Source organism: Hornefia porci, from assembly GCF_001940235.1.
GTDB lineage: Bacteria > Bacillota > Clostridia > Peptostreptococcales > Anaerovoracaceae > Aminicella > Aminicella porci.
Genome location: NZ_MJIE01000001.1, coordinates 225705 through 251418 on the forward strand (window position 1 = coordinate 225705; position 25714 = coordinate 251418).

Consider the following 25714-nt stretch of genomic DNA (forward strand, 5'->3'; position numbering starts at 1 on the left):
GTCAAGAATGTGGTATAATATTTTTCAAAGTACTGAAAGTAATGTTAAAGACTTGAAAGGCGTATCATCATGGAATTAATCATTGCGGCGTCAAAGAACGCGAACAAAATCCGCGAAATGAATGAAATTACAGCGAAGCTGGGACTCCATATCATCTCGCGGGATGAGGCCGGTCTTCCCGACGTGGAAATCGAGGAGGACGGCGCAACCTTTGAAGAAAATTCTTTTAAGAAAGCGAATGAGATCATGAAGCTGTCCGGACATATCGCGATTGCGGATGATTCAGGGCTGGAGGTGGAATATCTTCATGAGGCTCCCGGCGTATACTCCGCCAGATTCGCGGGAGAGGACGCCAGCGACGAGAAAAATAACGAAAAACTTCTGTCCCTGATGGAGGACCTTCCGTACCGGGACAGGCGCGCGCGCTTTGTGTCGGTGATCACTATGGTCTGGCCGGACGGGCGGAAGCTGGTGGCCAGGGGAGAATGTGAAGGCCATATTCTGACCGAGCCGATCGGTGAGAACGGATTCGGCTACGACCCGCTCTTTGTGCCCGACGGATACCAGCGCACGTTCGCGCAGCTGTCCGCTGAGGAGAAGAACAGAATCAGTCACAGGGCGAAAGCTCTGACCAGACTGGCAGAAATGCTGAAAGGAAAGGAATGAGGCGAGATCAGGTTAAGGAACGCATCCGGCAGATGGTACTTCTGGGAATCAAACAGTTCGGAGATCCCTATTATCAGGGATTCGCCGCGCAGATTGCTTTTTTTGTAATGCTGTCGCTGGTTCCGACGATTATCGTGATCACGCAGCTGCTCGGTTTTCTGAACATCAACAATCTGGACTTCCTGGAGGACTGGATCGATAAATACATAACCTCTGACATGGGGAACACGATTAAAGGACTGCTGAGGAATCATTCCTCCGTCGGGAACAATATCGTCCTGACCCTGCTGGCGCTCTGGGCGGCCTCCAGGGCACAGTTCGCGATGATGCGCATCGCAAACTACACGTACAGCAGCAGCCGCACAACGGGAAATTTCTGGACGGAACGGCTCCGGTCGCTGAGGACCATGGTGCTCACCATCCTGACCTTTGCCTTTGTTATCGTCGTGCTTGTCTACGGCAAAAAGATCCTGTATATCTTTGTCGGGGGTGTCGTCGAGGAATATAAGATTACGATGCTGTGGACGATGTTCCGGTGGCCGCTGATCGCGGTGCTGTATTTCCTGGTCATCATGCTGAACTATTATGTGATGCCTGTGGAGCGGCTGAGTCTGCGGGACCTGCTGCCGGGATCCGTATTCGGTTCGCTGGGACTGCTGATCGTGACGTTCTTCTATGTGGTATACACCCAGTATATCGTGAATTACAACATTATATACGGTTCCATGTCCTCCGTGGTCGCTCTCATGTTCTGGTTCTATTTCCTGGCGTGGGTGCTGGTGCTCGGGGTGCTGGTGAACAAAGTATTTCGTGATACGAGGAGGAAACGATAATGGCGGATTATGAGGATTACAAAGAAGAAATCGGAGATGTGCTCTACGACTACGGACGCGGGCTCTATGCGAACATCACCAACCGCTGTCCGTGCCGGTGCGAATTCTGCATACGGGATATGACGGATTCTCTCGGCAGTGCGGATTCTCTGTGGCTGAAACGTGAGCCGACGGTGGATGAGGTAATCGCGATGCTGAAGGAGTGGGATCTGAGCGCATATGAGGAGCTCGTGTTCTGCGGCTACGGCGAGCCCACGGAGCGTCTGGACGATCTGCTCGCAATTGCGGGTTATGTCAGGGCAAATACGGATCTGTCCGTCCGCATCAATACCAACGGGCTTTCGGATTTAATCAATGGAAAGGAGACCTGTCCGATGTTAGAGGGCGTCATCGATTCCGTGTCAGTGAGTCTGAATCAGTTCGATGCGGAGAAGTATACGGAGCTCTGCCATCCGAAATTCGGACCCGCGGCCTACGACGCCATGCTGAAGTTCACGAAGGATGTGCAGAGGTATGTCCCGCATGTCGCAATGTCGGTCGTAGGCGTGATTCCGGTGGAGGATATTGAGAAGTGCAGGGAGATCGCGGCCGGCCTCGGCGTGCCGTTCCGCGTTCGCTGACGCCGGTACACAAAGCATGACTTGCGCCGCGGAGCGCGTTCAATCTGCGTCCCCCCGCTGCAGATGCAGAAAGGAAGAGAGGAGGGCGCGGGTCCGCAGAAAGACAGAAGAAGACAGAAAGAAAAAATGGCAAGAGGGAAACGACAGAAAAACAGAAGACGATACAGACTGAAGCCCCGGTTCTATGTGATTATGGCGGCGCTGCTGCTGATACTGTTCCTGCTTTTGTTCAGAGTGATCACGCTGATGCTCCCGCTGTTTGTCGATCAGGAGGAGGAGACGGCGCAGGCTGCGGATCACGGATGTACCTATCAGCAGGGGATCCGGATCATGATCGGCGCGAAGGGATACATCAATACCGGCCTGACCTACAGTGACCGGTATTACAGCGGCGGATACCCGCCTGCGCACATCGGCGTCTGCACGGACGTGGTATGGCGGGGGCTGACGGGGCTGGACGTGACCCTGAAGGATCTGGTGGATCAGGATGTCGCCTCGAATTTTCAGGCGTATTCGCAGGTGATTGCTAGCGCGGATCCGTCCATCGATTTCCGGCTCGTGCCGGTACTGCGCGTCTACTTCGACCGGCACTGTGTACGGCTTTCCGATGATCCGTTCAATCTCCTGGCATGGCAGCCGGGCGATTTCGTGGTCTACGACGATCAGCACGTCGCGGTGGTGTCTGCGATGCGAAGCTTTCTGGGATATCCGTATATCATCCAGCACGGGAAGGACCCGGCGGGGGATGAAGACCGTCTTTTCAATGACAGCGGCCTGAAGCTCACAGGGCATTATCGCTGGCCGAAAACAATCGAAATAGGGAGTAACTGAGATGAAGAGAGCATTGGTAATCATTAATCCGTGCGCGGGTACCAGACAGGCGAACCGGCATTTTGTCCAGATCACGGATATTCTCTGCAAGGCAGGGTATGAAACGGTGGTCGCGACGACGGCGGGCCGGGGAGACGGTACGGAGATCGCGCGGACCAGAAGCAGGAAATTCGACCTGGTGGTATGTATCGGCGGCGACGGAACGTTCAATGAGGTTGTGGCCGGAGTCCTGGAGTCGGGTTCGAAGGTTCCTATCGGATATATTCCGGCAGGAAGCACGAACGATTTCGGCGCCAGTCTGGGGCTTTCCAAAAATATTATTCAGGCGACAAAGGATATCGTGATGGGCGTGCCGGTGACGCTGGATATCGGAAGCTTCAACGACCGGTATTTTTCCTATGTGGCTTCCTTCGGCGCCTTTACGGCCACCAGCTACAGCGTGCCTCAGGATCTGAAGAACACGCTGGGGCACCTTGCGTACATCCTGGAAGGAATCCGTGACATTCCATCCATCAAGCCGCTGAAGCTGAGAGTCCGGAATGAGGTGGGGGTCTACGGCGGAGAGTACATTTTCGGCGCCGTATGCAATTCGACCTCGATGGGAGGCATCATCACCCTGGACAAAAAACTGGTGGACATGAATGACGGACTGTTCGAGGTTCTGCTGATCCGCTCCCCCAGAAATATCTTTGAACTCACGCAGATTACAATGGCGCTGACGCAGGGGAAGTATAAGGAGTGTCCGATGATGTCGTTCTTCAGCTCGGGTAATCTGCATATTGAAGCGGACCCGGACATGCCCTGGACGCTGGACGGGGAATATCAGCCGGGAAGCGAGGAGATCAGCATCCGGAACAACAAGAGCGCGATCCGCATCATGGTCGGAAGAGATAACGCCGCGGCGCAGGACGTTCTGCGGATAGCGGGGAACAAAGGAAAACTGTGACGCCCGCCGGCGCGCAGTACGAGGTTTCCGGAATGCGGTTTATTGCAAACCTGAATTGCTTTACTGTGACGACAAAAATGTATTAATATACGATGCAGAATATATTCATGAATCGAAGGCCCACAAATTATTAAGATTTCTTAATAATTTGTGGGCCTGTTTAATGCTTGGAATTTCAATAAAAACGACGAAGACCTCTGTGAAAGTTATGTGAAAATGAACATTATGCAGTTGACACTGCTTTGTATATCGAATAGGATATTTTTTGTCGGTACAGCTGCGACATGAACAGAAACAGAAGAAACAGAACAGAAAGGAAAGGATTTGTGCTTATGCTTGCAGGGAAAGACTGCAAAGGGGTGTTCAGGGAGCTGACCGTATATAACAGGGGAAATAAGACAGACGGAGAGAGGAACCGATGAGAGCCATGATGAAAAAGATTTCCGGAGCGTCGGGCCGGAAGAAGCACAGAATCTATGCGGTCATCGCGGTGGAAATTCTGGCGCTGATCCTGGTTCTGATTACATCGACGGGCGTTTACGCCGCGAAGGACTACTGGACGGTGGAAGGCGGCGACAAAACCCTTGCGACACTGACCTCCAAAGCGGAGGCGGAGAAGGCGATCCGTCTGATTCAGCAGAATTACACGAAAAAAGGCGCGAAGAACGTAAAGGTAAAACTGAATCCCGCGCTCAGCGTGAAGCAGAAATTCTACGGAAAATTCGACAGGAAACCGAAGGTTTCCTCAGCTGAGGAGACCGCTGCCGCAGTGACCGTGAAGAAAGACGGGGAGAAACCCGTCGTGGATGTTATCACGAAACAGACTGTCGCAAAGAAATATAAGGTGGATTATAAGACTGTATATAAAGAATCCAGTGAGGCGGCGCTGAATACCACCGCGGTGAAATCTGAAGGAAAGAGCGGCGTGAAGGCACAGACGGTGACATCCACGTCTCTGAACGGTGACGTGGTGGATTCCGAGGTCGTCAGCAGTAAAACGGTGGAAGAGGCGGTCGACAAGGTGGTGCTCCGGGGAACCGGAACCAGGGAGGCCGCAAAGGGCGAGACCACGACCGACCTGGGCGCGCAGTACAGCCGTGAGAGCGGCGAGGCGCTGGTGAAATATGCCAGACAGTTTCTGGGAAATCCGTACGTGTACGGCGGCTCCAGTCTTACAAAGGGCTGCGACTGCTCCGGATTCGTCATGGCGCTGTACGCCCATTACGGGATTCAGCTTCCCCACGACGCCGGTGCGGACCGGGCGTACGGAAGAGGCGTCTCGCTGGCGGAGGCTCAGCCGGGCGATCTGATCTGCTTCTACGGACATATCGGAATCTATATCGGAAACAATCAGATCATCCATGCGATGAATGAACAGAACGGAATCACGATCTCCACGATCGGATATAACGGAAAAAAGGTGCTGACTGTCCGGCGGATATTCGGATAGCGGAGAAGACAGTCGGCCGCGCTCCGAACCGGCCGGGGCGCGGCAGCAGATTCAAGCTGATATGAGGCGGCCGGCGATATCCGATTCGGATTCTGCCGTCCGGTGACGTCCGATCCGGCTGCGGCCGGCCGATCGTTACTCAATCCGGCGGATCAGGTTGACCATCTCGATGGCGCCGAGGGCGCAGTCGTAGCCTTTGTTGCCGCCCTTGGAACCGGCCCGTTCCAGAGCCTGCTCGATGCTGTCTGTGGTCAGGACGCCGAACATCACCGGAACGCCGGTTTCCAGCCCGATGGCCGCGATGCCTTTGGACACCTCCGCACATACGTAGTCATAATGAGACGTTGCGCCGCGGATTACGGCGCCCAGGCAGATTACCGTGTCATAACGGCCCGAGAGGGCCATTTTTTTTGCGATCAGCGGAATCTCGAACGCGCCGGGACACCAGGCAACGTCGATATTCTCTTCGGGAATTTCATGACGTTTAAGACCGTCCATCGCGCCGCTCAGCAGTCTGGAGACCACGAGCTCATTGAAGCGGGCGCAGACGACGCCCACGCGTATATCTGTGTTTACTAATTTTCCTTCATAAATCATTGTTAAATCCTCCGTTTCATCTGATGTTCCTGTCTGATATTTTTGTCTGAGGTTTTTATCTCTCAGGCCGATGTCCCGGACCTTTCGGCAACTGTCTTCGCCTCCGCTCAGAAAGTTTTACGGATCGGCGCAGAGTCGCGTCTGCTGCGGGATCCGGCGCAGAGGCCGGCAGCTGCCGCGGTCCGGGGCTTCAGTAGTCGAGAATGTGTCCCATACGGTTCTGCTTTGTTCTGAGATAGAAAAGATCGTGGGAGTTTGCCTTCATCTGGATGGGAACCCGCTCGATGATTTCCATGCCGTATTCGCTGAGCTCGTAAACCTTCTGCGGGTTGTTCGTCAGAAGACGCATAGTGCGGACGCCGAGATCTCTCAGAATCTGTGCGCCGATGTAGTACTCCCGCAGGTCCGGCGGAAAGCCCAGCGCCACATTTGCCTCCAGCGTGTCCATTCCACGGTCCTGAAGCTCATAGGCCTTCAGCTTGTTGATCAGACCGATGCCGCGTCCCTCCTGTCGCATGTACAAAAGAATCCCGCGGCCTTCCTTTTCGATGGCGGTCAGGGCCGCGGCCAGCTGCTGGCCGCAGTCGCACCGGCTGGAGCCGAAGGCGTCCCCGGTAAGGCATTCGGAGTGGACACGGCAGAGAATATTCTCGCCGTCGCCGATTTCTCCTTTGACCAGAGCGACATGATGCTCGCCGTTCAGCCGGTTGATGTACCCGATGGCGCGAAAATCTCCGTACCGGGTGGGGAGTGATGTGTCGGCCACTTCTTCAACGAGAATGTCATGCTTCTTCCGATAGTCCTGCAGCGCCCTGATGGAGATGAATCGTATGCCGTATTTCGCCGCCAGCTTTTTCAGCTTCGGCGTGCGCATCATGGTTCCGTCTTCATCCATGATTTCACAGCAGATTCCCACGGGCTCCAGACCGGCCAGCCGCATCAGATCAATGGTCGCCTCAGTGTGTCCGTTTCGCTCCAGTACGCCGCCGGGCCTGGCCAGAAGCGGAAAATTGTGCCCGGGGCGGCGGAAGTCGGAAGCCCGGCTCCCGGGATCCGCGACTTTACGGGTGGTGAACCCGCGTTCTTCGGCGGAGATTCCGGTCGTGGTATCGGCGTGGTCGATGGAGATAGTAAAGGCCGTCTCATGGTTGTCGGTATTGTCAGTAACCATCTGCGTCAGATTCAGGCGCCGTGTGACCTCTTCGCCGACGGGCATGCAGATCAGGCCTTTGCCGTGAACCGCCATGAAGTTGATGTTTTCTGTAGTGGCGTACTGACCGGCGCAGATGAAGTCGCCTTCGTTCTCCCGATCCGGATCATCGGTGCAGAGAATCAGTCTGCCGCGGCGCAGATCCTCAATGGCCTCTTCAATGGTGCTGAATTGAAATTCATTTCCGTTTTCTTTTTTGTTCATCACAGATTCCCCTTCCTGAACAACTGTTCTGTGTATTTGGCGATGATATCGGTCTCGAGATTTACCACACTGCCGCTCTGACGGTCGGAAAGCGCGGTGGCGGCCAGAGTGTGCGGAATAACAGAAACCTGAAATTCCGATTTTCCCGGCGTATGATTCACGTTTGCCACTGTCAGACTGATGCCGTCGATGGCGATGGAACCTTTTTGAACGATATAGTGAATCAGTTCATCCGCCGCGGCGATGGTGAACCAGACGGCGTTGCCGTCCCGGGTGCGTTTTGTGATCGTCCCTGTACCGTCGATATGGCCTGTCACGATGTGACCGCCGAATCGTCCGTCCGCCGGCATGGCCCGCTCCAGATTCACACGGACGCCGGGGCGCAGAGCCGCCAGCGAGGATCGGGAGAAGGTTTCCGGCATGACGTCGGCAGTGAAGGTTCCGCTTCCCAGCGCTGTTACAGTCAGGCAGACCCCGTTTACAGCGATGCTGTCGCCGATACGGGTAGGTGCGCCGGCAGAGGGATCGCCGCTCATGGAACCGTTTTTTCCCAGCACCCGGCGGCAGGCGACAATGATTCCGGCCTCAGTTCCGCCGCGGCGTATGGCCCGCACTGTGCCGACCTCTTCTATAATTCCTGTGAACAAAGTTCCACCTCGCTTTCAATCAGATAATCCTCGCCGATCCTGGTGATCCGGCTGTCAGTCAGCATGAAGGCGTGCTCCGGTGAATCCACCCCGGCGCCGCCCACCGGCCCCTTCGCTCCGGCGCCGCCGAAAATTTTCGGCGCGATGTATGTCTGCACCCGGTTTACGATTCCCGCATTCAGAGCAGACCAGTTAAGCTCACTGCCGGCTTCCAGAAAAATGCTGTCAATCTGCATCGCTCCGACTGCCCGGACGAGGGCGCTGAGATCAACGCGTCCGTCCGCTCCGCGGGGGAGTGTCAGGAACTTTACGCCAAGCTCCTCGTAAGGCTTTGTTCGCTGAGGAGAGTCCACGGCAGTGGCGATGACGGTGCGCGGCTGCCTCAGATGCGGGCCGGCTTCTGCAGCCGTCTGCACCAGCCGCGAACTGAGAGGCGTGTTCAGCTCTGTGTCGCAGATGATGCGCACCGGAGAAAGTCCGCGGCCGCTGCGGCAGGTGAGCTCCGGGTCGTCTGCCAGGACGGTGCCGAGACCGGTCATGATGGCCATGTTCTGACCCCGGCTCCGGTGGACATGTGCCCGCGCGGCCTCGCCGGTGATCCATCTGGAGCTGCCGCCGGCGGTCGCGATCCGTCCGTCCCGGGTCATGGCGTATTTTGCGGTGACAAAGGGAAGTCCGGTGAGAATGTAGCGGAAGAATACCGGATTCAGTGCGTCACATTCTCTTTGGAGGCAGTGCTCTGTTACGGAAATTCCGGCTTCCCGGAGGCGGGCGACGCCGCGGCCGGATACCTTCGGATTCGGATCCCCGGAACCGGTTACGACGCGGGAAATCCGGCGTTCGATGACGGCCTCGGTGCAGGGAGGCGTTTTTCCCTGATGGCAGCAGGGCTCCAGCGTGACGTAAAGTGTGGCTCCGGCCGGGTCTTCCGTGCAGGAGGCGAGGGCGTTTCTCTCTGCGTGAGGTTCTCCGAACCTCCGGTGCCAGCCCTGTCCGATGACGCGTCCGTTCTTGACGATTACGGCGCCGACCAGGGGGTTGGGGTTCACAAAGCCTGCGCCCCGGCGGGCGAGCCGGATCGCCTGCTTCATATATGTTTTATCCTGTTCGTTCTGGTTAATCAGATCCATTATGTTCATCATCTCCTGTCTGGTTCGGGTCTGTCTGCTTCTGTCTGACTGTCAGCTCTGTTTCAGCAGCGCTGCAGCGTTTTTTCAACAGCGGTGCGGCGGGGCCGGACACGCATTAAAAAAGAAGCCTTTTGAGGCTTCGGGGAGTCGGATGCCGGATGCCGGACGGCGGCTTTCAGACGGCTGCGGGAATTCGCCGGAACAGAACAGGCGCGGGGGAGACCGGACTTTGTCATCCCTGCGCGGGGAACCGCATTTTGTCCTCCACGCCCGGAAGGAAGGCGGCTCATCAAATAAAAACCCGGAATCAGTGATCCCGGGACCTGTTTCAGCAACAAAAGAATTCTGCTGTCGATCTTCTCTCATCCAGACTATACTGTCGGCTCCGGAATCTCACCGGATCATGCCTGTCGGCTCGCGGGCTGTACCGCCGGTAGGGAATCTCACCCTGCCCCGAAGATTTCAATTGACACAATTGTATACCGAAAGGAGATGTCTGTCAAGAGAGAAAGGGAATTGTATGAAATTTATAGAAATGGTAAATAATGGTTGACAGCGTATGGGGAAATTGTTATTCTCAGGGTACAGAAGGGAGCCGGATATGGATATTATTCACGTAGGATTATGTATTGCCGATCGGGATTTCGCAATAGCGCTTGCGCGCGGAATCTCCAGAGAGTCGCGGTGCATTCAGTTCCATATGGAAAACGGGAGATCCTGTGAGCTGATTCTGGTGGACGAGGGCGCGGATGGAGATTCCTCCGCCGTGCAGCTGACCGATATTCGCTGCAGGAGTGATCCGGAACGCGGGATTCTGTACCGTTATGAATCCTGCTCGGCACTGGCGAGGCAGATTGTGTACCAGTATTACCGGATTACGGGTCGGCCGTTTGAACCCATGGATTGCAGGAGGAGCCGGCTTGTGGCCTTTGCCGCGGTCAGTGGAGGGACGGGAGTAACCGCGTGTGCCGTCGCGACCGCCAGGATGATGAGAATTCTCTACGGAAAACGCTGTATTTACCTGAATCTGCAGACGGTGAACGATTCCGTGCGCTATTTCCGTCAGGAAGGCGGCGCAGCGGTCAGACGGCTGATCTATGAATTGAACCGGAGCGGGGAGAGGAAGGAGAGGATTCTTCTGTGGATGGAGTCTGTCATCGCGGGGGACGGAGATCCGGATTATCTGAATACTTCGGCGTTTAACGAGATTGCAGAGGATATCGACGAGAAACTTCTGGATCGGCTGATTCTGGCGCTGGATCAGATGGGGCGGTACGATTATATTTTTCTGGATCTCGGAGACGATTTCCGGAGACGGGATCTCCATGCGTTAAAACGCTGTGACTGCGGCGTGCTTCTGAGGCAGAGGGAGCCGTCCCAGGAAACGGCGTTTACAAAGGCGATGCTGAGCCGCGTCACGGAGACCGCTCCGGCGCTGATTCAGGTCCTGTGCGGGCTGAGTTCCGGCGGAGAGCGCGGGGAGAAAGTATGCGGCGTCTGTTATGACCGGACTTCTTTTATCCGGATGAACGGTCAGATCAGAATCAATCTGCGTCGGAACTACGGGAGGGATATCGCGATTCTGACGAAGAAAATTGCGGGGATTTGCAGTGAATATGGACAGATACGAGACCAGGAGGGAACTCTGCGATGAGGTAAGACGCAGGGTGGAGGAAAATGCGGGAGAACAGGAGATTCAGGACATCATTGAATCCGTTGTGCTGGAAAGGAAGGACGGATTTCCGCTGAAGGAATGCGGGGAACTGATCCGGTGGCTGAATTCCAGATTCGTGTACCGGCTGGGCGTGATCCAGCCTTATATTGAGAACGGGGAAATCAATGAGGTGATGGTGAACGGAATCGACAGAATATTTCTGGAAGATCGGCAGGGCATTTACAGAGCGCCTGAATCCTTTGAATCCGAGGAAGAGCTGGAGGAGGTGATCCGTTTCATCGCAGCCAGCGTGCATCGGGAGATTACGGAAATGAATCCGGTTCTGGATGCACGGCTCAGCGACGGCTCCCGGGTCAATGCGGTTCTTTCCAACGTGGCGCTGGACGGGCCGGTACTGACGATACGTAAATTTTCGCGGGAGCACATTTCCATGCGGCAGATGGTGTCGGGCGGAATGCTGACGGAAGAATGCGCAGAGGATCTGCGTACTCTGGTACGCTGCGGATATAATGTGTTCATCAGCGGAGGAACCTCTTCAGGAAAGACGACTTTTCTCAACGCGCTGGCGGACGCCATCCCGAAGGAGGAAAGAGTGATCATTATTGAAGATTCCCGGGAACTGAATCTGGAGCAGATTCCCAACCTTGTGCAGATGGAGTGCCGGAACGCGAACTCGGTCGGCAAGGGGAAAATCACAATGGAAATGCTGATACGCACCAGTCTCAGAATGCGCCCCGACCGGATCATCGTGGGCGAAGTGCGGGGCGCGGAGGTGGCGGATATGCTTCAGGCCATGAATACAGGCCATTCCGGCAGCATGTCCACCGGACACGGCAACTCTGTTTCCGGGATGCTGCGCAGGCTGGAGGCGATGTATCTGATGTCGGTGAATATCCCGATGGACGCGATTCGTGCACAGATTGTAGAAGGAATCGATATCATGGTTCCTCTCGTGCGGAACGCATCAGGAGCGCGTCAGGTGATGGAGGTTTCCGAGCTCACCGGCTTCGAGGACGGAGAATATGTGTTGAATCCGCTGTATATGAGAGATGATACCGGAGAACTGCGCCGGACTTCCGCAGGGCTGCGGAACCGGCACAGACTGGCGCTGGGAGGAAAGGAAAATGCGTTATGACGGCTGTGAACTGACGGGACGGGAGAAGGCGGGCTTCTGGGCGGGACTTCTGTTCTGCGCGGCTGCCGTCAGTGTGATATTCTACAACACGCTGCTTCCGGTTCCGGCTGCGGTACTTCTCTACAGGCCGGGAAAGAGACGGCTGGAAAAGGTTCTGTGTGAGAAGCGCAGGCGGACTCTGCGGACTGAATTCTGTGATTTTCTCCATTCGGTTTCCGCATCCCTTGCCACAGGGCGTCATATGCGTGACGCGATGGAAAATGCCCGACGGGAGCTTTCCGGAATCTATGCGCCGCAGGATCTGATTATGAAGGAACTGGACCGTATGCTCCGGAAAATGGACCGGCAGGGAGCCGCGGAACCGCAGGTGATTCTGGAGCTGGCTGAACGGACGGGAATTGAAGAGATTCATGAGTTTGCACAGGCGTTTCTGATCTGTCGGGAAAGCGGAGGCGATCTGGTCAGGGCCATGACGGAAACCGCGCGGATTATTGCGGAGAAAACGAATATAGAAGGAGAGATCAGGCGCATGAGCAGTCAGAAGCGGCTTGAGGGTCAGATCATCACGGCGATGCCCGTTCTGGTGATTCTGTTTCTGCGTTTCTCTTCGTCGGAATATATCGCGGTGATGTATGAAACCTGGGCGGGGCGGGTTCTGATGAGTCTGGCGCTTGCGGTCAGTGCGGGAGCCTTCTGCCTGATAGAAAGGATGACGAAAATTGAAGTATAAAGGATGGGAGGCGCCGCTGCGGGAACTGCAGGAGCTGGTAAGGACGCCGGAAAACCGACGGAAGCTTGCGCTGATTTTTCTCGTGTCAGCCGCAGTCGCAGGATTTCTGTGGATCCGGGGAACAGGCGGAGAGAACCGGTTTATTGTAAACGGGCAGGGACGGCTGGTGGGAATCCTGCGTGAGGATGACGGAAGGGAAAGCACTTTTCCCCTGACGGTCGAAATCCGTTCCGGAAAGGCAAGTCTTCGGAAAGAGCTCTTAATTACGCTGCAGGGTGAAAAGACAGAGAGAACGCCCGGCGGAAGTAAAGCAGAGAAGGATCCTGCGGCGGAGCTGGAACGTTCTGTTTCCGAAATCCAGGCAAAACTTCGGGAAAGCAGAGGCAGAGAGATCATGCTTCCGACGAAAACAGAGGAAGGAGCAGTTCTGCGGTGGGAACGTGTTCCGAACCGCTCCCCGCTGAAGGTCATGGTATTGCCGCTGTTCTATCTTCTGTTTTTATACGCGGAGCGTAATGAAAAAGAGAGAAAGGCCGCGGAGAATCGCCGCAGCAGCATACTGCGGTCGCTTCCCTCATTCTGTGACCAGCTTCTGCTGATGATGAACTGCGGTCTGATTTTCCGGGACGCGTTCGCCAGAATCGCGGAGGGATATCAGAAGCACGGCGCAAAGGACGATTATTTCAGAGGCATGATCGTAGAGCTTGAATATTCTTCCAGAAGAGGGAACCGGAATCTTGTTCCGCTTCTGGAGGAGCGGGCGGAGGCTCTCGGAAACCGTTCCTTTTCCAGACTGGTGAATCTGATTTCAGATAATCAGCGGAAGGGGACGGATATGACCGGAAAGCTCAGGGAGGATGCTGCGGCTCTTTGGGAGGAACGGAAGCAGGCTGCCGAGGAACGCGGGAAGCTGGCGGAGACAAAACTGTCGCTGCCTCTGGCGATGCTTCTGATGGTATTAATTGTGATTACTGCGGCACCGGCGATGCTGCAGGTGAAAGGAGTATGAAATGTTCAGAAAGCTAAGGGAGAAGAAGGGTACGGTGTGTCCGATGGAAATGGTGCAGGTCGCTCTGCTGATTGCGCTGGCGATTGCGGTCGGGCTGATTTTCAAAACGGAGGTTACTGAATTTGTGAATAAGACCTTTGAGAATCTGAATGGGTAAAGAACTTCTGAGGAACCGGCGCGGAGAAGAAATGGTGGAGGCGGCCGTTGTGGTACCGCTGCTCATCCTGATACTTCTCAGTATGCTTCTGGTACTCCTGTATTTTTACAGGGCGGAGCAGAAGCAGTCAGCGGCGCATATCGCGCTCACGGAAGCAAGCATTTCGGACAACCGTATCTTCGCCGTACAGAAGAGAGAATATGAAACAGGCGCCGGACTGAGGGGCGCGGTGAAGATCCGGATGGAGCAGAAGCGGATCCGGCGGTGTTATGTACTGAATCCGGCGGACGGAGTGTGGATGGGGGATTTGTTTCATGAGAAAGATGAATAAAAGGGGATCGGTCACCGTGTTGGCGGCAATGCTGCTGGTGACGCTGATTACCGTGATCATGACCTTTGTTCACGCGTCGAAAATGCTGGCCGTGAGGGGAGTGACCGCCGAAGCCGGGCTTCTCTGGTGTGAATCGGTTCTGGGAGAGTATGATCTGAATCTCCGGAACCGATACGGACTGTTCGGCTTTTACGGCGTTGAGTCTGACATCTCGGGGAAAATCGACGCCTATGCGCGGCGCTCCTTCGCGGACAAAAGATACATCCGGTATGAGGGCAGCAGCTGCGAGCTGTATGAATACAGTCTGGCGTCAGTGCGGAATTTCAGGGAGCAGGCAGTGAAGACGGGAAAACTCATCGCAGCTGGCGTTGTCAGAGCACCGGACTGCGGGATCCGTGCCGCGGCTTCTGGGGATGCTCCGGCGGATGGAGAGGCTGTGCTTCAGGAGCTTCCGTCAGAGGGAATGCGTGAGGGCATGAGACTGCCGTCACTGAAACAGCTGGGCAGGGGAGAGAAGGAGAATCCGGTGAAGAGGGGGAGCGACCGGTATTTTGAGGATCGGTACATTCAGACGTTTTTTCGCGACTTGCTGGAAGAGGAGGAAACGAATCCGGTATATTTTCGGGGAGAGGTGGAATATATTCTCGCGGGAAAGAAATCGGACAGGGAAAACCAGAGGACGGTAAAGCGCGCACTGATGACGATGCGAACGGCGCTGAATCTGACGTACATCCTGAAGGAGCCGGAGATGAAGGCGAAGACAGCGGCAGCCGCGGCGCTGCTCGCACCGGAGGCGCAGCCGGCCATGCAGAAGGCTGTCGAGACGGCGTGGGCGGCTGCGGAGGCGTGGAACGACTGTCAGCTCCTTCAGCACGGGAAAAAGGTTCCGTGGATGAAGGACAGGAAGTCCTGGGCCACTGATCTGGAATCTGTCATCCGGAGCTTCTCTGTGGAAAAGGGGAAATCTTCGCTGAAGAAAAGAACTCCTTATGTGGATCCGGGGAATGCGGACGGACCGGATTACAGAGGATATCTCGCGGTGCTGCTTTACGCGATGAATCGGGAGGTGAAGCTCATGCGGGCGATGGATCTGATCCAGATTAACATGAGGCGCTGTTATTACGGGAGCTTCCGTATTCGCGATTACAGCTGCGGACTTGACGCAGAACTGAAAATCAACGGGAGCAGAGTTCATGTTCGGAAAACATATTAAAGACAGACGTGAAAAAAATATCAGTACTGCTGATGACAGATGCGGGAAACGTGTCCGTAACAGGTGCAGGAAACATATCAATAACAGGCGCGGAAGCTATCTCGTTGAGGCTGCCGTCGTGGTGCCGTTCTTCATCATCGCCGTGATGCTTCTGATCGGAATCATCCCCGTAATCTCCACCTGCGAGAGGATCACATTTGATGTGTGTGAGGAGGTGCGGCTTGAAATGGCAAAGTCCGCAGTCCGGAGCAGCCGGGCGGCACTTCCGCTGTCTGTACAGACACGTGTGCCCGCGGAAGAACCAAAAGTGACATCCTTTCGTGTTGCGGGTTTTCGATACCGCTTTGAAGAGGACGGCATCGGGGACAGAATCGAGCTGAAATTCCGGGCGGTGTTTCACGAAAAGACTCCGGTCGGCGCATTCGGCAGAATCCGGTTTGACGGAATAATCGAAGGAAGAGCATTTACCGGTACGTATTACAGAGGCGGCGGAGGCGGAGGGGGGATCGTCTGCATTTTTCCAAAGGCGGGCAGATGCTACCATTCCAGGTCATGTTCCTTTGTGAAAGCAAACTGTCACCAGACCTTCCTGTCAGAGGAGATACGGCGGAAATACCGCCCATGTCCCAACTGCAGAGCGAGGAAGGCGGCGGCCGGCAGTCCGGTCTTTGTATTTGAGGACACAGGAAAAGCCTATCATCTGGCGGGATGCAATGCGGTGAGCCGTTATTATATCGAGACGGACAAAAATCGGGCTGCAGAGAAGGGATACGTACCATGCGGAAAATGCGGCGGGGTACCGCAGGGAGCTTCGCAGAAGAAGGGAGGAGCATGAACGGATATATTGAACGGACTTACAGGAAGGGGATGTTCCGGTCCTATCAGAAGGAAATTCTGAGCAGGGAGCTGTGCGATGTTTTTATGCCGGTGAATTTTATTGAAAGAGATACAGAGGAAACGGCGGTTTACAGAGTCGCAGGGTATGTTCCGCTTGCCGCGGCCGGAAGTCTTTCCGAGGAACAGGCGCTGACGCTGGTTTCGTCATTGATTGAAGGGATGATCCGAGCGGAGCAGCATTGCATTTTTATCGGCGAATACCGGATCTGTGAAGAGGTTCTCGGGGTTCAGCCGGAGTCGATGAACGCGGCGCTGCTCTATCAGCCATGGAGATATGACAATCGGGAAGAACTGCTGAGGGAGCTTCAGCGGATTATGGAGGGGATGAAACGCAGGACTGAGGGGCGCGACAGTCCTCATCTGCGCAGGGCCGTGGAGATTGTGGCAACCGGAAGATCCGGTCTGGATATCATCGGGCACCGCATCGAGATGCTTCGCCAGAAAAGTGCGGAGCATCCCGCGGATACAGAGAATGATACGGATCAGCCGTCTCTCTCTGCAAGGCCGAAATCAATCTGACGCTCATCGGGATCTGCGTTCAGGACTTCAATTGTAATCCGGTCGCCCAGCGCGAAGATGCGGCGGGTGCGCTCACCGATGAGTCTGTATTTTTCAGCCTCAAAGATATAATAATCATCGTTCAGATCAGAAAGGCGGATCATGCCTTCTACCGTATTGGGCAGCTGAACATAGATCCCGAAGCCGGTCACGCCGCTGATGATGCCGTCGTGGATCTCTCCGATGTGATCCTTCATATATTGCGCTTTTTTCATTTTCTCCACGTCGCGCTCCAGCTCCTGAGCCTGACGCTCCGTCTGAGACGCGATTTCCGCGGCCTGCTCCGCAGAACGGCGGTACTTTTTCAGGACGCCTGCCGGAACACTTCCGCGGAGGAAGGATTTAATGATCCGGTGATCGATCAGATCCGGATACCGGCGGATAGGAGAGGTGAAATGGCAGTAATAATGGAAGGCCAGTCCGAAATGTCCTGCACATTCGGTGCTGTAATATGCTTTCGTCATGGAGCGTAGAAGCACTGTGCTGACGATATTTTCCTCAGGTTTTCCGTGAACAAGATCCAGAATGCGGTTCAGTTCGGCGGGATGAACGTTATCTGCGCTTCCTCGCAGGTCGATACCGAATCCGGCGAGGAACTGACGCAGCTCCATAATTTTCGCAGGATCGGGCTTCTCATGGACGCGGTAGACGAAGGGCGTTTCGAACTGATAGAAATGCTCCGCCACAGTTCTGTTGGCGGCGAGCATGAACTCTTCGATCATCCGGTTCGCGGTCCGCCGTGGAGCAATGGAAATATCAACGGGGATCTCCCGTTCGCCCAGTGTGATGTCTGCTTCGTCAAAGTCGAAGTCAATGCTGCCTGACCGTTTCCGCTTTTCCCGGAGGATTTCCGCCAGTTCCTCCATAAGGAGCAGGCTGCTATAGATCTGTTGATATCGCCGGGTCAGCGCTTCATCGTGGTGCTCCAGGATGTCGGAAACATCGTCGTAGATCATGCGGGCCTTATTGTTGATAACGCTCTCATAGATGTCGTGGTTTACGATATTTCCGTTCCCGTCAATCTCCATTTCACAGCTCAGTGTCAGTCGGTCAACGCCCTCGAAAAGGCTGCAGATGCCGTTGGAGAGACTTTTCGGAAGCATCGGAATGACCTGTGTCAGCAGATAAACGCTGTTTCCGCGGCACATGGCTTCACGGTCGAGATGGGAGCCGGCGGAGACATAGTGGCTGACGTCTGCGATGTGGACGCCCAGCAGGTAGTTGCCGTTATAGAGACGGTCGATGGATACGGCGTCATCTAGGTCCTTAGAATCCGCACCGTCGATGGTGATGATCGTTTTTTCCCGGAGATCCCGCCGGGCGGCGATATCCTCCGGCGTAATGATCTGCTTCGCCTTCATCGCGGCCTCCGCTTCACAGCGGGCGGGGAAGCGGACCTTCAGTCCCGCGGCGCGGATCATGGCGCGGATTTCGCCGCCGACTTCGCCGCGGCGGGCGATGATTTCCGTCACACGGCCCTCCGCCAGAGATTTTCGTCCGGGATAGCGGGTGATGACGCAGACGACCCGGTCGCCGTCCCGGGCGCTCTTTGACGCGGAACGGCGAACAAGAATGTTGTCGGAATTGCGGCGGTCGTCGGGAATCACCATATCACTGCGTTTTCCCCTGTGATAGGTTCCGACAATTTCACGGCTGCTGCGCTCCAGGATTTTGTCTACGATGCCTTCAGGATTTCTTCCCCAGAACTGCGGGGGAAGCAGATCCACACGTACCCGGTCGCCATGCATGGCTCCTCCGATGTTGGAGCGGTCGATATAAATGTCGCCATCCTCAGATCGGACAAAGCCGGAACCGCTGCGTGTCTTTTCCAGGATCCCGGTTCTTGTGCTGTTTTTCTTCTTTTTCTTTTTCATTTTCAGGTTTTTCCTTTGTCGTGCGCTCATACCTGTGTGTAGAATACACAGATATGAAAAGGGGACCACCGTCTGGTGATCCGCCTTTTAAGTTCTGATTGAAGCGGCAGGAGTTAAATCTCCTCGGCTGTACCGATTTCCGCGGATTCCTCCACGACCTCCTCTTCGGTTTCCGGAGTGTGATGCTCTGCCTTTTCAACTGCTGTTTCAACCTCCGCGACAGGGGACGCTTCCTCCTCGGCGGGAGCGTCTTCCACCGGCGCTTCCTCCGCAGGAGCTTCGGCTTCTTCGCCGATCGCATCCTTGATGGAGAGGCTGATTCTTCTTCTTTCGGTGTCGATGTCCAGAATTCTGGCATTGACCATCTGACCGACAGTGAGCTCATCGCCGATGTTCGCGACACGCTTGTTCGCCACCTCGGAGATGTGTACCAGTCCGTCCAGACCCGGCTCCAGTTCTACGAACGCGCCGTACTCCTTCAGCTGAACGACTTTACCTCTGACGATCTGATCGACATGATAATTGTCCTCGATGACGGACCAGGGCTCCGGAGTCGTCTGCTTCAGACCCAGAGAGATCTTGCCTTTTTCTTTGTTCATGGAAAGAATCTTGACGTTGATCTTCTGTCCGATGTGGAGAACCTCATCAGGATGCTTCAGCTTGCCCCAGGAGATTTCGGAGATGTGGAGAAGACCGTCGATTCCGCCCAGATCTACGAACGCACCGTAGTCGGTGAATCTCATGACGGTGCCTTCCACGACATCGTCCACGCTGAGAGCAGCCCAGATCTGATCGATCTGCTTCTGCCGCTCCTCCGCCAGAACCGCCTTGTGGGAGAATACGGCGCGGCCTCTTCTCTGATCCACTCTGGTGACCTTGACGGAAAGAACCTGTCCCAGAAACTCATCGGCGCTCTCCACATACTTGTTGGAAAGCTGGGAGAGGGGGATGAATCCGGAAACCTCCTTGTAGACAGCGATTACGCCGCCTTTAACAGCTTTGACAACCTTGACGTCGATAGGTGTCTTATTTTCGAGAGCCTCATTGATTTCGTTCCAATGCTCGTTAACTTCCAGTCTTTTCTTCGACAGGAGGATACCTCCGTCGCTGTCATCTGTCTTGATGACCTTCGCCTGGACTTCATCGCCCACCTTGAATAAATCAGTCAGCTTCTGACCTTCCTCAAGCGATACCTCGTTCGCTGTGAGAATGCCGTCTTTTTTGCAGCCCATGTTCACGATAACTTCGCTGTCGTTCACCTGGTCAACTTTCCCCGTGACGATGTCTCCGGTGTGAGGGAGTCTCAAAGATGCATCGATTTCGTCCATGTAATCTGCCATTGAAATGTTGTTTTCGTTGGTGATGTTTTCACTCATTGTAGAAATAACCTCCTTAATAACACGTTCGGGTGTCGAGGCACCCGCCGCAATACCTATTCTATTACATTTTTGCAATTGTTTCAACGGTAAATCTTTATTATTTTCGACAAAAAAGCATTTATTTTGATTTTTTTTGCATATCTCGTACAACTTCTTTGTGTTCGATGAATTTCTGCCGCCGATTACAATCATGGCGTCCACGCGTTCCGACAGCTCCGCGGCCGCCTGCTGCCGCTCTCGGGTGGCGCTGCAGATCGTGTTTTGTATCTCGAGACGCACGCCCATGCGCTGCAGCAGTCCGGTGATTTCGTCGAACACCTTTTCGTTGAGGGTGGTCTGGCTTACGACGAACGCGTCCGGGAACGGATAGCGGGAGGCCTCCTCCGCTGTCGAGGCGATGAAGGCGGTGTCCTCGCACCAGCCGTTGATGCCGATGACCTCGGGATGGTTTTTGTCGCCGACGATGACGATGTGAGCGCCCCGCGCATAAGCGTCGTGAACCAGCGTGTGAATCCGGGCGACAAAGGGACAGGTGGCGTCGATGACGTGCAGTCCCCGTTCGCGGGCCGTGCGGTAGAACCGCTGCGGCTCCCCGTGGGACCGGACGATGACGGTGTCGCCGGCCGACGCCTCCTCCGGCGCGTTGATGATGCCGACGCCCCGGGCGGCGAGCTCGTCGGTGACGGTGGCGTTATGAATCAGCTGGCCGCAGGTGCAGATGCGGCCGCCGGCGTTCCGGCCGATCTGTTTCATCGTGGTGTCGATGGCCTGCCTGACGCCGAAGCAGAAGCCGGAATGTTTCGCTCGTATGATTTCCAATCGCTGAACCTCCTGTATGCGATGTCTTCACAATTGTGATGTATGCGCCGCGGTGTGCAGCCGCTGCAGAATGCTTACAGCGGACGGTGCCGGCCGGCGCCGGATGCGGCACCTGAGTTTCCCGGTGATTTCGGCGCCGCTGATGACGGCGGATGATGCAGCCCGCGGCGCAGATACTGCGGTGATGTGCCGGTCAGTTCTGCCGGCAGATCCGGGGCTCCTTCTGCAGCTCGTAGACTGCCAGACGATCGCCGTCCAGATCCTCGCGGTTCATGTCCACGCAGGAAATTCCGCTGTTCTCGTAGGTCGTATAGTAATAGATTCCCCGATCCATATTGCAGCAGGAGGAATAGATGGTGTACTCGCACAGCAGATTTCCGTCCTCATCTGTCCCCAGCCTGCAGCAGCCCTTCTGCTGCTCCACAGAACCGAGGATCTTGAAAAACTGGCTGACGCTTTCCTCCTCGCTGTCGCCGGAGAGAGAATTCATCTTTGTGAAAGCGACCTTGACAAAACGAGAGGCGGAGGACAGATCGCCGGGAATGCCGAAGCCTCCCATGCCTCTGCTGTACGGCTCCATTCCGACGCCGGGTGCGAGCCGGTTTTCCGGGAGCCGGGCAGAGGCGTTCATGTAATCCTGCAGGTGAAGCATGTGGTAATCGAAGGTGGGGTTGTTGGTCATTACGCCTACAGGATTGTCAAATATCCGGGTCCCGTTTTCCGTCTGCTCGAACACGATGGATTCGTTCTGGTCCGCAATGAGCCAGTGCAGGGGTGACGGCGGCAGCTGCGGGCTGAACGCGGTGTCGGTCAGGTTAACCTCTGCCAGAAGAATCCGGGCCTGTTCGACGGTGGCACACTGTCCGAGAATCCAGGGGATCAGCTCGAAGGACGCGAGGTTCCGCCGCCCGTCCGCCGGTGCGTTGTAGTGCGCATTTCCCGGGAAATTCAGGCCGGCCATGGACAGCCCCTTTTCGTTTGTGGCGTCATAGTAGAGAGGGTAATCCTCGACCACAAAGGCCATGCCGATCATCGCGTAATGCTCCTTCAGAGCATCGGTGTGGCGCATCGGGAGAACCTTCCGGCGCGGGGTTACCGTCACGGTTTCGTGATAGGAGAATTCAAGATCCAGGTTTCTGCCGAAGTAATGATCCTTTGTCGTATAAGTTGCTGCGGTACACATAGTAAAGCCTCCTGTTGAAAATTGTGTAAGTTTTTTTGTGTCGTTCCTGTGTCAGTGTGTCGCCGGGGATTATCGAATCCGGCGAGGGTTATCGAATCCGCCGGGCCTTCTCAATGGCGCGTGTCATGTCACCGGGCAGGGGAGCGGTGACCTCGGCGGGCTGTCTGCTGACCGGATGCAGAAACCGGATCCGCCAGGCGTGAAGTGCCTGCCGTTCGATCAGCTCCGGTGCGTCGCCGCCGTACAGGGAATCTCCCGCGACGGGATGTCCGAGCCAGGACATATGGACGCGGATCTGATGAGTCCGCCCGGTTTCCAGGCGCAGCAGCACCTGCGTGTAGCCGGAGTCATAGCGCTCCAGCACCCGGACGCGGGTCACTGACGGACGGCCCTGTCCTTCGGGAAGGACGCAGCGGGTCACGCTGTCCGGCGTCGGTCTGCCGATGGGGCGGTCGATGGTGAATTCCTCCTGCTCGATGATGCCGTGAACCAGGGCGATATAGGATTTCTCCATTCCACCGCCGTGCATCTGCCGGACAAGGTCGTCCTGCGCATGGGAGTTTTTCCCGACAATCAGGATGCCGGAGGTGTCCATGTCCAGCCGGTTCACGAAACGGATCTTGAACTGCTGATCCGTTTCCCGCATATATTTCATCAGCCCGTTGGCGATGGTGTGTGAGGCGTGACCCTTTGTAGGATGGACGGTGACGCCCGCCTGCTTGTTCAGAATCAGCAGATCCTCGTCCTCGTGAAGCACCTCGATGGGGATGTCCTCCTCCGGAAAATGGCTGGCTTCCTCAGGCAGAACGGCCCGGATGACGTCGCCCTCCTTCGGCTTCATCCAGCCCTCCAGCACCTGACCGTTCAGATAGACGCTTTTCTGCGCCCGGAGCCGGGTCAGGAGGCGGGAGGAGAAATGGAAATTTCTGCGGAGCATCCGGCGGATGCCGACGCCTTCGTCTTCCTTGCTGACAACAAAGGTATATTCGCGCATAGCTCCTCCTATAGAAATTTGCTCTTGACCTTGGTCCAGAAGTCGTAACCTTCAAAACGGATCAGGTTCACCTTGATATCAGAGTAATCGACCGTCATCTCACGCACATCGCTGTATTCGGTGGTGTAGCCGTCTCTGCAGATGGCGATGGCGGTATCGCTGCTCATATCGGGAATCAGTCCCAGGGACAGGTCCGAGGGCAGCAGGATGCTGGAGGTGAACGCCCGGTACGCCGTGGTGTTCATCGGTGCGATGGGAGTGATCTGCAGAAGATTCAGCCGGGGATCCACGATGCTGCCGCCCAGGGAATAGTTATATGCGGTGCTTCCGGCCGGAGTTGCCACCACCAGTCCGTCGCCGCTGAACCGTTCAATGAAGCTTCCGCCGATTGAAAGGTTCAGGTGGACGTTGTAGCTGTTGATTCCCTTGATGCTGACCTCGTTGAGCCCGATGTGCTCATAGGTCTGATCGCCGCAGGTGATGCGCAGCCGCACTGTAGAGAGGGGCTGCAGCGTGTAGTTTCCCTGAGAATAGTTGAAAATGAAGTCGTCAAGCTGGTCCGGCATGATCTCCTGGAAAAACCCCAGATGCCCGGTGTTGATGCCGATGATCGGAATCGTGGGGAAATGATATTTGTGGATCGCTTCCAGAAATGTGCCGTCGCCGCCGATGCAGACCATGAGCTCCGCGTCTTCCGAATATGTCCGGGTAACGGTGTACCCGGAGTTGTCCAGCTTTCCGCACAGAGCCCTTCCCGCCGCGAGGGAGGAGGGCGTCTGATTGGAGAATACGAAAATCTTTTTGTTCATCGCTGTTCCGTCAGTCCTTTCAGGTCGTCCACCAGCGCGCGGAAGGTGTCCATCGCCATCGCGACAGGCTCCTTGCTCTCCATATCCACGCCGGCGATTTTCAGAAGCTCTACCGGATCGTCATTTGTACCGCAGGCCAGGAAACGCAGATAGGCGTCGCGGGCCGGCTCGCCCTGCTCCAGAAGCATCGCGGAGATCGCCGTTGCGGCGGAATAGCCGGTGGCGTACTGGTAGACGTAGTAGCTGCGGTAGAAGTGGGGGATTCTGGCCCATTCGTACTGAATGAGGTCATCGTGCTCCAGCGCCGGTCCGAAGTACCGCGTGTTCAGCTCGTCATACGTCCGGTTCAGCCATTCCGGCGTCAGACTGCCGCCCTCCTCAACATAGCGGTGCGCACTGTGCTCGAACTCCGCGAACATGGTCTGGCGGAACAGAGTCGTGCGGAAGGCTTCAATATACATGTTCAGCACATAGGCGCGCATCTGCGGATCCTCCGCAGTATTCAGCAGGTGACGCATCAGCAGGGACTCGTTCACGGTGGAAGCGACCTCGGCGGTAAAAATCGAGTGATCGCCGTAGACATACGGCTGGGTCTGCCGGGTATAGAAGGAATTCATGGAATGTCCCATCTCGTGAACCAGCGTGAACACGTCCTCCAGCCGGTTGTCGTAGTTCATCAGCACATAGGGCGCAGAGTCGTAGGAGCCGAAGCTGTATGCGCCGGAGGTCTTCCCCTGGTTTTCGTAGCGGTCGATCCAGCGGTCGTCAATTCCCTTCCGGAACTGGCGCAGATAATCTTCGCCCAGAGGAGCAAGACCCTCCCCGGCAATGCGGACGGCCTCCTCAAAGGGAATATTCTTTTCCGGCAGCTGAATCAGCGGAACATAGACGTCATACATTTTCAGTTCGTCGACGCCCAGAAGATCCCGGCGGATCCGGATGTAGTCATGGAGGGCGGGAAGCGCATCGTTGACCGCTTCCACAAGATTGTCATAGACAGCTTCGGGAATGTTTCCGTCGGACAGGGCGGAGGCCCGGGAGGAACTGTAACGGCGAATCCGGCTGACGATGGCGTCAGTCTTCACATTAGTGCTGTAATTGGACGCCAGAGTGTTGATCAGGGCTCTGTAAGTCTCGTAGCATGCAGTGTATGCTTCTTTCCGGACGTCCCGGCTGTAGGAGCGCATGAAGTTGATATAGTTTCCGTGGGTCAGTTCAGTTTCTTCGCCGTTTTCGTCGTGAATTGAGCCGAATTTCAGGTCGGCGTCGTTCAGCATGGTGAAGAGGCTGTTCGAGGATCCCAGAACCTCTCCGAGCTGTGCCATCAGATTTTCCTCCTCTGTTGAGAGGACATGCTCCTTCTGGCGCAGGGTACTGCGGAGCAGATGGTCATATACTTTGAGGCGGGGCTCCTTCTTCATAAACTGAAGGATACGGTCTTCCGGAATGGAGATGATTTCCGGGGTCACAAAGCTCAGGGCGGCTGAGACGCGGGAGATAGTCTGCATGGCCTTGTCCAGCATGGCCTGCTGCCGGGAATCGCGGTTGTCCTCGTCCAGCTTCATCCTCGCGTAGACAAAGGCTTTTTCCAGTGTCTGTCCGATTCGGTCGCTTTCCTCCAGCGCGTCCGCCAGGGTCGCCGGGGAATCTCCCAGATGTCCCCGGAACCGGTCGTAGCCGCCGGCGCCGGAAAGCGCGGCGTCGATATCCTTGTTCCACTCCTCTTCAGAGGCGTACATGGCCTCCAGGTTCCATTTATGTTCCGGAGCGATTTCCTCACGGGTTCGTAATTTTTTGTTTCCCATTTTGTCCTCCTG

The 25714-nt window shown here is 55.7% G+C and carries 25 protein-coding genes and 1 riboswitch; of the genes, 15 read left to right on the forward strand and 10 right to left on the reverse strand.

All coding sequences use genetic code 11. From position 1 onward, the window contains the following. Positions 1–69 precede the first annotated feature (69 nt). The 6 genes from BHK98_RS00975 (at position 70) to BHK98_RS13705 (ending at position 5346) form a co-directional block, all read left to right on the forward strand. Positions 70–666: an XTP/dITP diphosphatase gene (locus BHK98_RS00975; protein WP_075711808.1), complete on the forward strand. Its 597-nt coding sequence runs from the start codon at positions 70–72 to the stop codon at positions 664–666. Continuing rightward, positions 663–1499 (forward strand): YihY/virulence factor BrkB family protein, encoded by an 837-nt coding sequence (locus tag BHK98_RS00980; protein ID WP_075711809.1) that lies wholly within the window; start codon positions 663–665, stop codon positions 1497–1499. The genes BHK98_RS00975 and BHK98_RS00980 overlap by 4 nt, the downstream gene beginning before the upstream one ends. Beyond that, positions 1499–2119, forward strand: coding sequence for a TIGR04100 family radical SAM protein (locus BHK98_RS00985; RefSeq protein WP_075711810.1), 621 nt, complete (start codon positions 1499–1501; stop codon positions 2117–2119). Before BHK98_RS00980 ends, BHK98_RS00985 begins: the two co-directional genes overlap by 1 nt. A gap of 126 nt (positions 2120–2245) precedes the next feature. Beyond that, positions 2246–2950 carry a DUF1287 domain-containing protein gene (locus BHK98_RS00990; RefSeq protein WP_158024437.1) on the forward strand — a complete coding sequence of 235 codons (705 nt, stop codon included), beginning with the start codon at positions 2246–2248 and terminating at the stop codon, positions 2948–2950. Position 2951: 1 nt separating this feature from the next. Then, a complete protein-coding gene (locus tag BHK98_RS00995; protein ID WP_075711812.1) occupies positions 2952–3896 on the forward strand; it encodes a diacylglycerol/lipid kinase family protein in 945 nt (314 codons plus the stop codon). 418 nt (positions 3897–4314) lie between these two features. Next, on the forward strand, positions 4315–5346 hold the full coding sequence (locus BHK98_RS13705; RefSeq protein ID WP_075711813.1) for a C40 family peptidase: 1032 nt from the start codon (positions 4315–4317) through the stop codon (positions 5344–5346). Positions 5347–5481: 135 nt separating this feature from the next. Here the strand turns inward: BHK98_RS13705 and ribH are convergent, their stop codons facing one another. The 4 genes from ribH to ribD all read right to left on the reverse strand — a co-directional run bounded on the left by ribH (position 5482) and on the right by ribD (position 9134). Continuing rightward, positions 5482–5943 carry a 6,7-dimethyl-8-ribityllumazine synthase gene (ribH, locus tag BHK98_RS01005; protein ID WP_075711814.1) on the reverse strand — a complete coding sequence of 154 codons (462 nt, stop codon included), beginning with the start codon at positions 5941–5943 and terminating at the stop codon, positions 5482–5484. A 190-nt stretch (positions 5944–6133) separates the two neighbouring features. Further along, positions 6134–7357 carry a bifunctional 3,4-dihydroxy-2-butanone-4-phosphate synthase/GTP cyclohydrolase II gene (locus tag BHK98_RS01010; RefSeq protein WP_075711815.1) on the reverse strand — a complete coding sequence of 408 codons (1224 nt, stop codon included), beginning with the start codon at positions 7355–7357 and terminating at the stop codon, positions 6134–6136. Beyond that, complete coding sequence (locus tag BHK98_RS01015) at positions 7357–8004, reverse strand: riboflavin synthase (RefSeq protein WP_075711816.1); 648 nt, start codon at positions 8002–8004, stop codon at positions 7357–7359. The genes BHK98_RS01010 and BHK98_RS01015 overlap by 1 nt, the downstream gene beginning before the upstream one ends. Beyond that, positions 7986–9134 (reverse strand): bifunctional diaminohydroxyphosphoribosylaminopyrimidine deaminase/5-amino-6-(5-phosphoribosylamino)uracil reductase RibD, encoded by a 1149-nt coding sequence (gene ribD / locus BHK98_RS01020; RefSeq protein ID WP_075711817.1) that lies wholly within the window; start codon positions 9132–9134, stop codon positions 7986–7988. The genes BHK98_RS01015 and ribD overlap by 19 nt, the downstream gene beginning before the upstream one ends. Before the next feature lie 350 nt (positions 9135–9484). Beyond that, a riboswitch (FMN riboswitch) is annotated at positions 9485–9599 on the reverse strand. A 136-nt stretch (positions 9600–9735) separates the two neighbouring features. Here ribD and BHK98_RS01025 point away from each other — a divergent pair. Genes BHK98_RS01025 through BHK98_RS01060 form a run of 9 tightly spaced genes read left to right on the forward strand, consistent with a single transcriptional unit; the run spans position 9736 to position 16800 of the window. Further along, positions 9736–10788: a P-loop NTPase family protein gene (locus tag BHK98_RS01025; RefSeq protein ID WP_075711818.1), complete on the forward strand. Its 1053-nt coding sequence runs from the start codon at positions 9736–9738 to the stop codon at positions 10786–10788. Next, on the forward strand, positions 10751–11944 hold the full coding sequence (locus BHK98_RS01030; RefSeq protein ID WP_075711819.1) for a CpaF family protein: 1194 nt from the start codon (positions 10751–10753) through the stop codon (positions 11942–11944). The genes BHK98_RS01025 and BHK98_RS01030 overlap by 38 nt, the downstream gene beginning before the upstream one ends. Then, a complete protein-coding gene (locus BHK98_RS01035; RefSeq protein WP_075711820.1) occupies positions 11934–12674 on the forward strand; it encodes a type II secretion system F family protein in 741 nt (246 codons plus the stop codon). The genes BHK98_RS01030 and BHK98_RS01035 overlap by 11 nt, the downstream gene beginning before the upstream one ends. Then, positions 12664–13683 (forward strand): type II secretion system F family protein, encoded by a 1020-nt coding sequence (locus tag BHK98_RS01040; RefSeq protein WP_075711821.1) that lies wholly within the window; start codon positions 12664–12666, stop codon positions 13681–13683. The genes BHK98_RS01035 and BHK98_RS01040 overlap by 11 nt, the downstream gene beginning before the upstream one ends. A 1-nt stretch (position 13684) precedes the next feature. Then, complete coding sequence (locus BHK98_RS13610; RefSeq protein ID WP_192846819.1) at positions 13685–13840, forward strand: hypothetical protein; 156 nt, start codon at positions 13685–13687, stop codon at positions 13838–13840. Further along, positions 13833–14171: a TadE/TadG family type IV pilus assembly protein gene (locus BHK98_RS01045; RefSeq protein WP_075711822.1), complete on the forward strand. Its 339-nt coding sequence runs from the start codon at positions 13833–13835 to the stop codon at positions 14169–14171. The genes BHK98_RS13610 and BHK98_RS01045 overlap by 8 nt, the downstream gene beginning before the upstream one ends. After that, on the forward strand, positions 14155–15384 hold the full coding sequence (locus BHK98_RS01050; protein ID WP_075711823.1) for a DUF5702 domain-containing protein: 1230 nt from the start codon (positions 14155–14157) through the stop codon (positions 15382–15384). Before BHK98_RS01045 ends, BHK98_RS01050 begins: the two co-directional genes overlap by 17 nt. Next, entirely contained in the window at positions 15365–16219 is an 855-nt protein-coding gene (locus tag BHK98_RS01055; protein WP_075711824.1) for a TadE/TadG family type IV pilus assembly protein, read from the forward strand. The genes BHK98_RS01050 and BHK98_RS01055 overlap by 20 nt, the downstream gene beginning before the upstream one ends. Beyond that, complete coding sequence (locus BHK98_RS01060) at positions 16216–16800, forward strand: hypothetical protein (protein ID WP_075711825.1); 585 nt, start codon at positions 16216–16218, stop codon at positions 16798–16800. The genes BHK98_RS01055 and BHK98_RS01060 overlap by 4 nt, the downstream gene beginning before the upstream one ends. Here BHK98_RS01060 and rnr read toward each other — a convergent pair. From rnr to pepF, 6 genes are all read right to left on the reverse strand, one after another. Further along, entirely contained in the window at positions 16764–18713 is a 1950-nt protein-coding gene (rnr, locus tag BHK98_RS01065) for a ribonuclease R (protein ID WP_158024438.1), read from the reverse strand. The two genes, BHK98_RS01060 and rnr, sit on opposite strands and share 37 nt — an antisense overlap. Positions 18714–18826: 113 nt before the next feature. Continuing rightward, positions 18827–20911 (reverse strand): bifunctional 4-hydroxy-3-methylbut-2-enyl diphosphate reductase/30S ribosomal protein S1, encoded by a 2085-nt coding sequence (locus tag BHK98_RS01070; RefSeq protein WP_075711827.1) that lies wholly within the window; start codon positions 20909–20911, stop codon positions 18827–18829. Positions 20912–21104: 193 nt separating this feature from the next. Continuing rightward, positions 21105–22094 carry a choloylglycine hydrolase gene (gene bsh / locus BHK98_RS01075; RefSeq protein ID WP_075711828.1) on the reverse strand — a complete coding sequence of 330 codons (990 nt, stop codon included), beginning with the start codon at positions 22092–22094 and terminating at the stop codon, positions 21105–21107. Positions 22095–22182: 88 nt separating this feature from the next. Beyond that, positions 22183–23088: an RluA family pseudouridine synthase gene (locus BHK98_RS01080; RefSeq protein WP_075711829.1), complete on the reverse strand. Its 906-nt coding sequence runs from the start codon at positions 23086–23088 to the stop codon at positions 22183–22185. 8 nt (positions 23089–23096) lie between these two features. Then, positions 23097–23897 carry an NAD(+)/NADH kinase gene (locus tag BHK98_RS01085; RefSeq protein WP_075711830.1) on the reverse strand — a complete coding sequence of 267 codons (801 nt, stop codon included), beginning with the start codon at positions 23895–23897 and terminating at the stop codon, positions 23097–23099. Next, positions 23894–25702 carry an oligoendopeptidase F gene (pepF, locus tag BHK98_RS01090; protein WP_075711831.1) on the reverse strand — a complete coding sequence of 603 codons (1809 nt, stop codon included), beginning with the start codon at positions 25700–25702 and terminating at the stop codon, positions 23894–23896. The genes BHK98_RS01085 and pepF overlap by 4 nt, the downstream gene beginning before the upstream one ends. Positions 25703–25714 lie beyond the last annotated feature (12 nt).

Excerpts from the sequence above, each read along its gene's own strand:
- BHK98_RS00975 (WP_075711808.1), top strand. The coding sequence starts at position 70 with ATGGAATTAATCATTGCGGCGTCAAAGAACGCGAACAAAATCCGCGAA.
- BHK98_RS00980 (WP_075711809.1), top strand. The coding sequence starts at position 663 with ATGAGGCGAGATCAGGTTAAGGAACGCATCCGGCAGATGGTACTTCTG.
- BHK98_RS00985 (WP_075711810.1), top strand. The coding sequence starts at position 1,499 with ATGGCGGATTATGAGGATTACAAAGAAGAAATCGGAGATGTGCTCTAC.
- BHK98_RS00990 (WP_158024437.1), top strand. The coding sequence starts at position 2,246 with ATGGCAAGAGGGAAACGACAGAAAAACAGAAGACGATACAGACTGAAG.
- BHK98_RS00995 (WP_075711812.1), top strand. The coding sequence starts at position 2,952 with ATGAAGAGAGCATTGGTAATCATTAATCCGTGCGCGGGTACCAGACAG.
- BHK98_RS13705 (WP_075711813.1), top strand. The coding sequence starts at position 4,315 with ATGAGAGCCATGATGAAAAAGATTTCCGGAGCGTCGGGCCGGAAGAAG.
- ribH (WP_075711814.1), bottom strand. The coding sequence starts at position 5,943 with ATGATTTATGAAGGAAAATTAGTAAACACAGATATACGCGTGGGCGTC.
- BHK98_RS01010 (WP_075711815.1), bottom strand. The coding sequence starts at position 7,357 with ATGAACAAAAAAGAAAACGGAAATGAATTTCAATTCAGCACCATTGAA.
- ribD (WP_075711817.1), bottom strand. The coding sequence starts at position 9,134 with ATGGATCTGATTAACCAGAACGAACAGGATAAAACATATATGAAGCAG.
- BHK98_RS01025 (WP_075711818.1), top strand. The coding sequence starts at position 9,736 with ATGGATATTATTCACGTAGGATTATGTATTGCCGATCGGGATTTCGCA.
- BHK98_RS01030 (WP_075711819.1), top strand. The coding sequence starts at position 10,751 with ATGGACAGATACGAGACCAGGAGGGAACTCTGCGATGAGGTAAGACGC.
- BHK98_RS01035 (WP_075711820.1), top strand. The coding sequence starts at position 11,934 with ATGCGTTATGACGGCTGTGAACTGACGGGACGGGAGAAGGCGGGCTTC.
- BHK98_RS13610 (WP_192846819.1), top strand. The coding sequence starts at position 13,685 with ATGTTCAGAAAGCTAAGGGAGAAGAAGGGTACGGTGTGTCCGATGGAA.
- BHK98_RS01045 (WP_075711822.1), top strand. The coding sequence starts at position 13,833 with ATGGGTAAAGAACTTCTGAGGAACCGGCGCGGAGAAGAAATGGTGGAG.
- BHK98_RS01050 (WP_075711823.1), top strand. The coding sequence starts at position 14,155 with ATGAGAAAGATGAATAAAAGGGGATCGGTCACCGTGTTGGCGGCAATG.
- BHK98_RS01055 (WP_075711824.1), top strand. The coding sequence starts at position 15,365 with ATGTTCGGAAAACATATTAAAGACAGACGTGAAAAAAATATCAGTACT.
- BHK98_RS01060 (WP_075711825.1), top strand. The coding sequence starts at position 16,216 with ATGAACGGATATATTGAACGGACTTACAGGAAGGGGATGTTCCGGTCC.
- rnr (WP_158024438.1), bottom strand. The coding sequence starts at position 18,713 with ATGAAAAAGAAAAAGAAGAAAAACAGCACAAGAACCGGGATCCTGGAA.
- bsh (WP_075711828.1), bottom strand. The coding sequence starts at position 22,094 with ATGTGTACCGCAGCAACTTATACGACAAAGGATCATTACTTCGGCAGA.
- BHK98_RS01080 (WP_075711829.1), bottom strand. The coding sequence starts at position 23,088 with ATGCGCGAATATACCTTTGTTGTCAGCAAGGAAGACGAAGGCGTCGGC.
- BHK98_RS01085 (WP_075711830.1), bottom strand. The coding sequence starts at position 23,897 with ATGAACAAAAAGATTTTCGTATTCTCCAATCAGACGCCCTCCTCCCTC.
- pepF (WP_075711831.1), bottom strand. The coding sequence starts at position 25,702 with ATGGGAAACAAAAAATTACGAACCCGTGAGGAAATCGCTCCGGAACAT.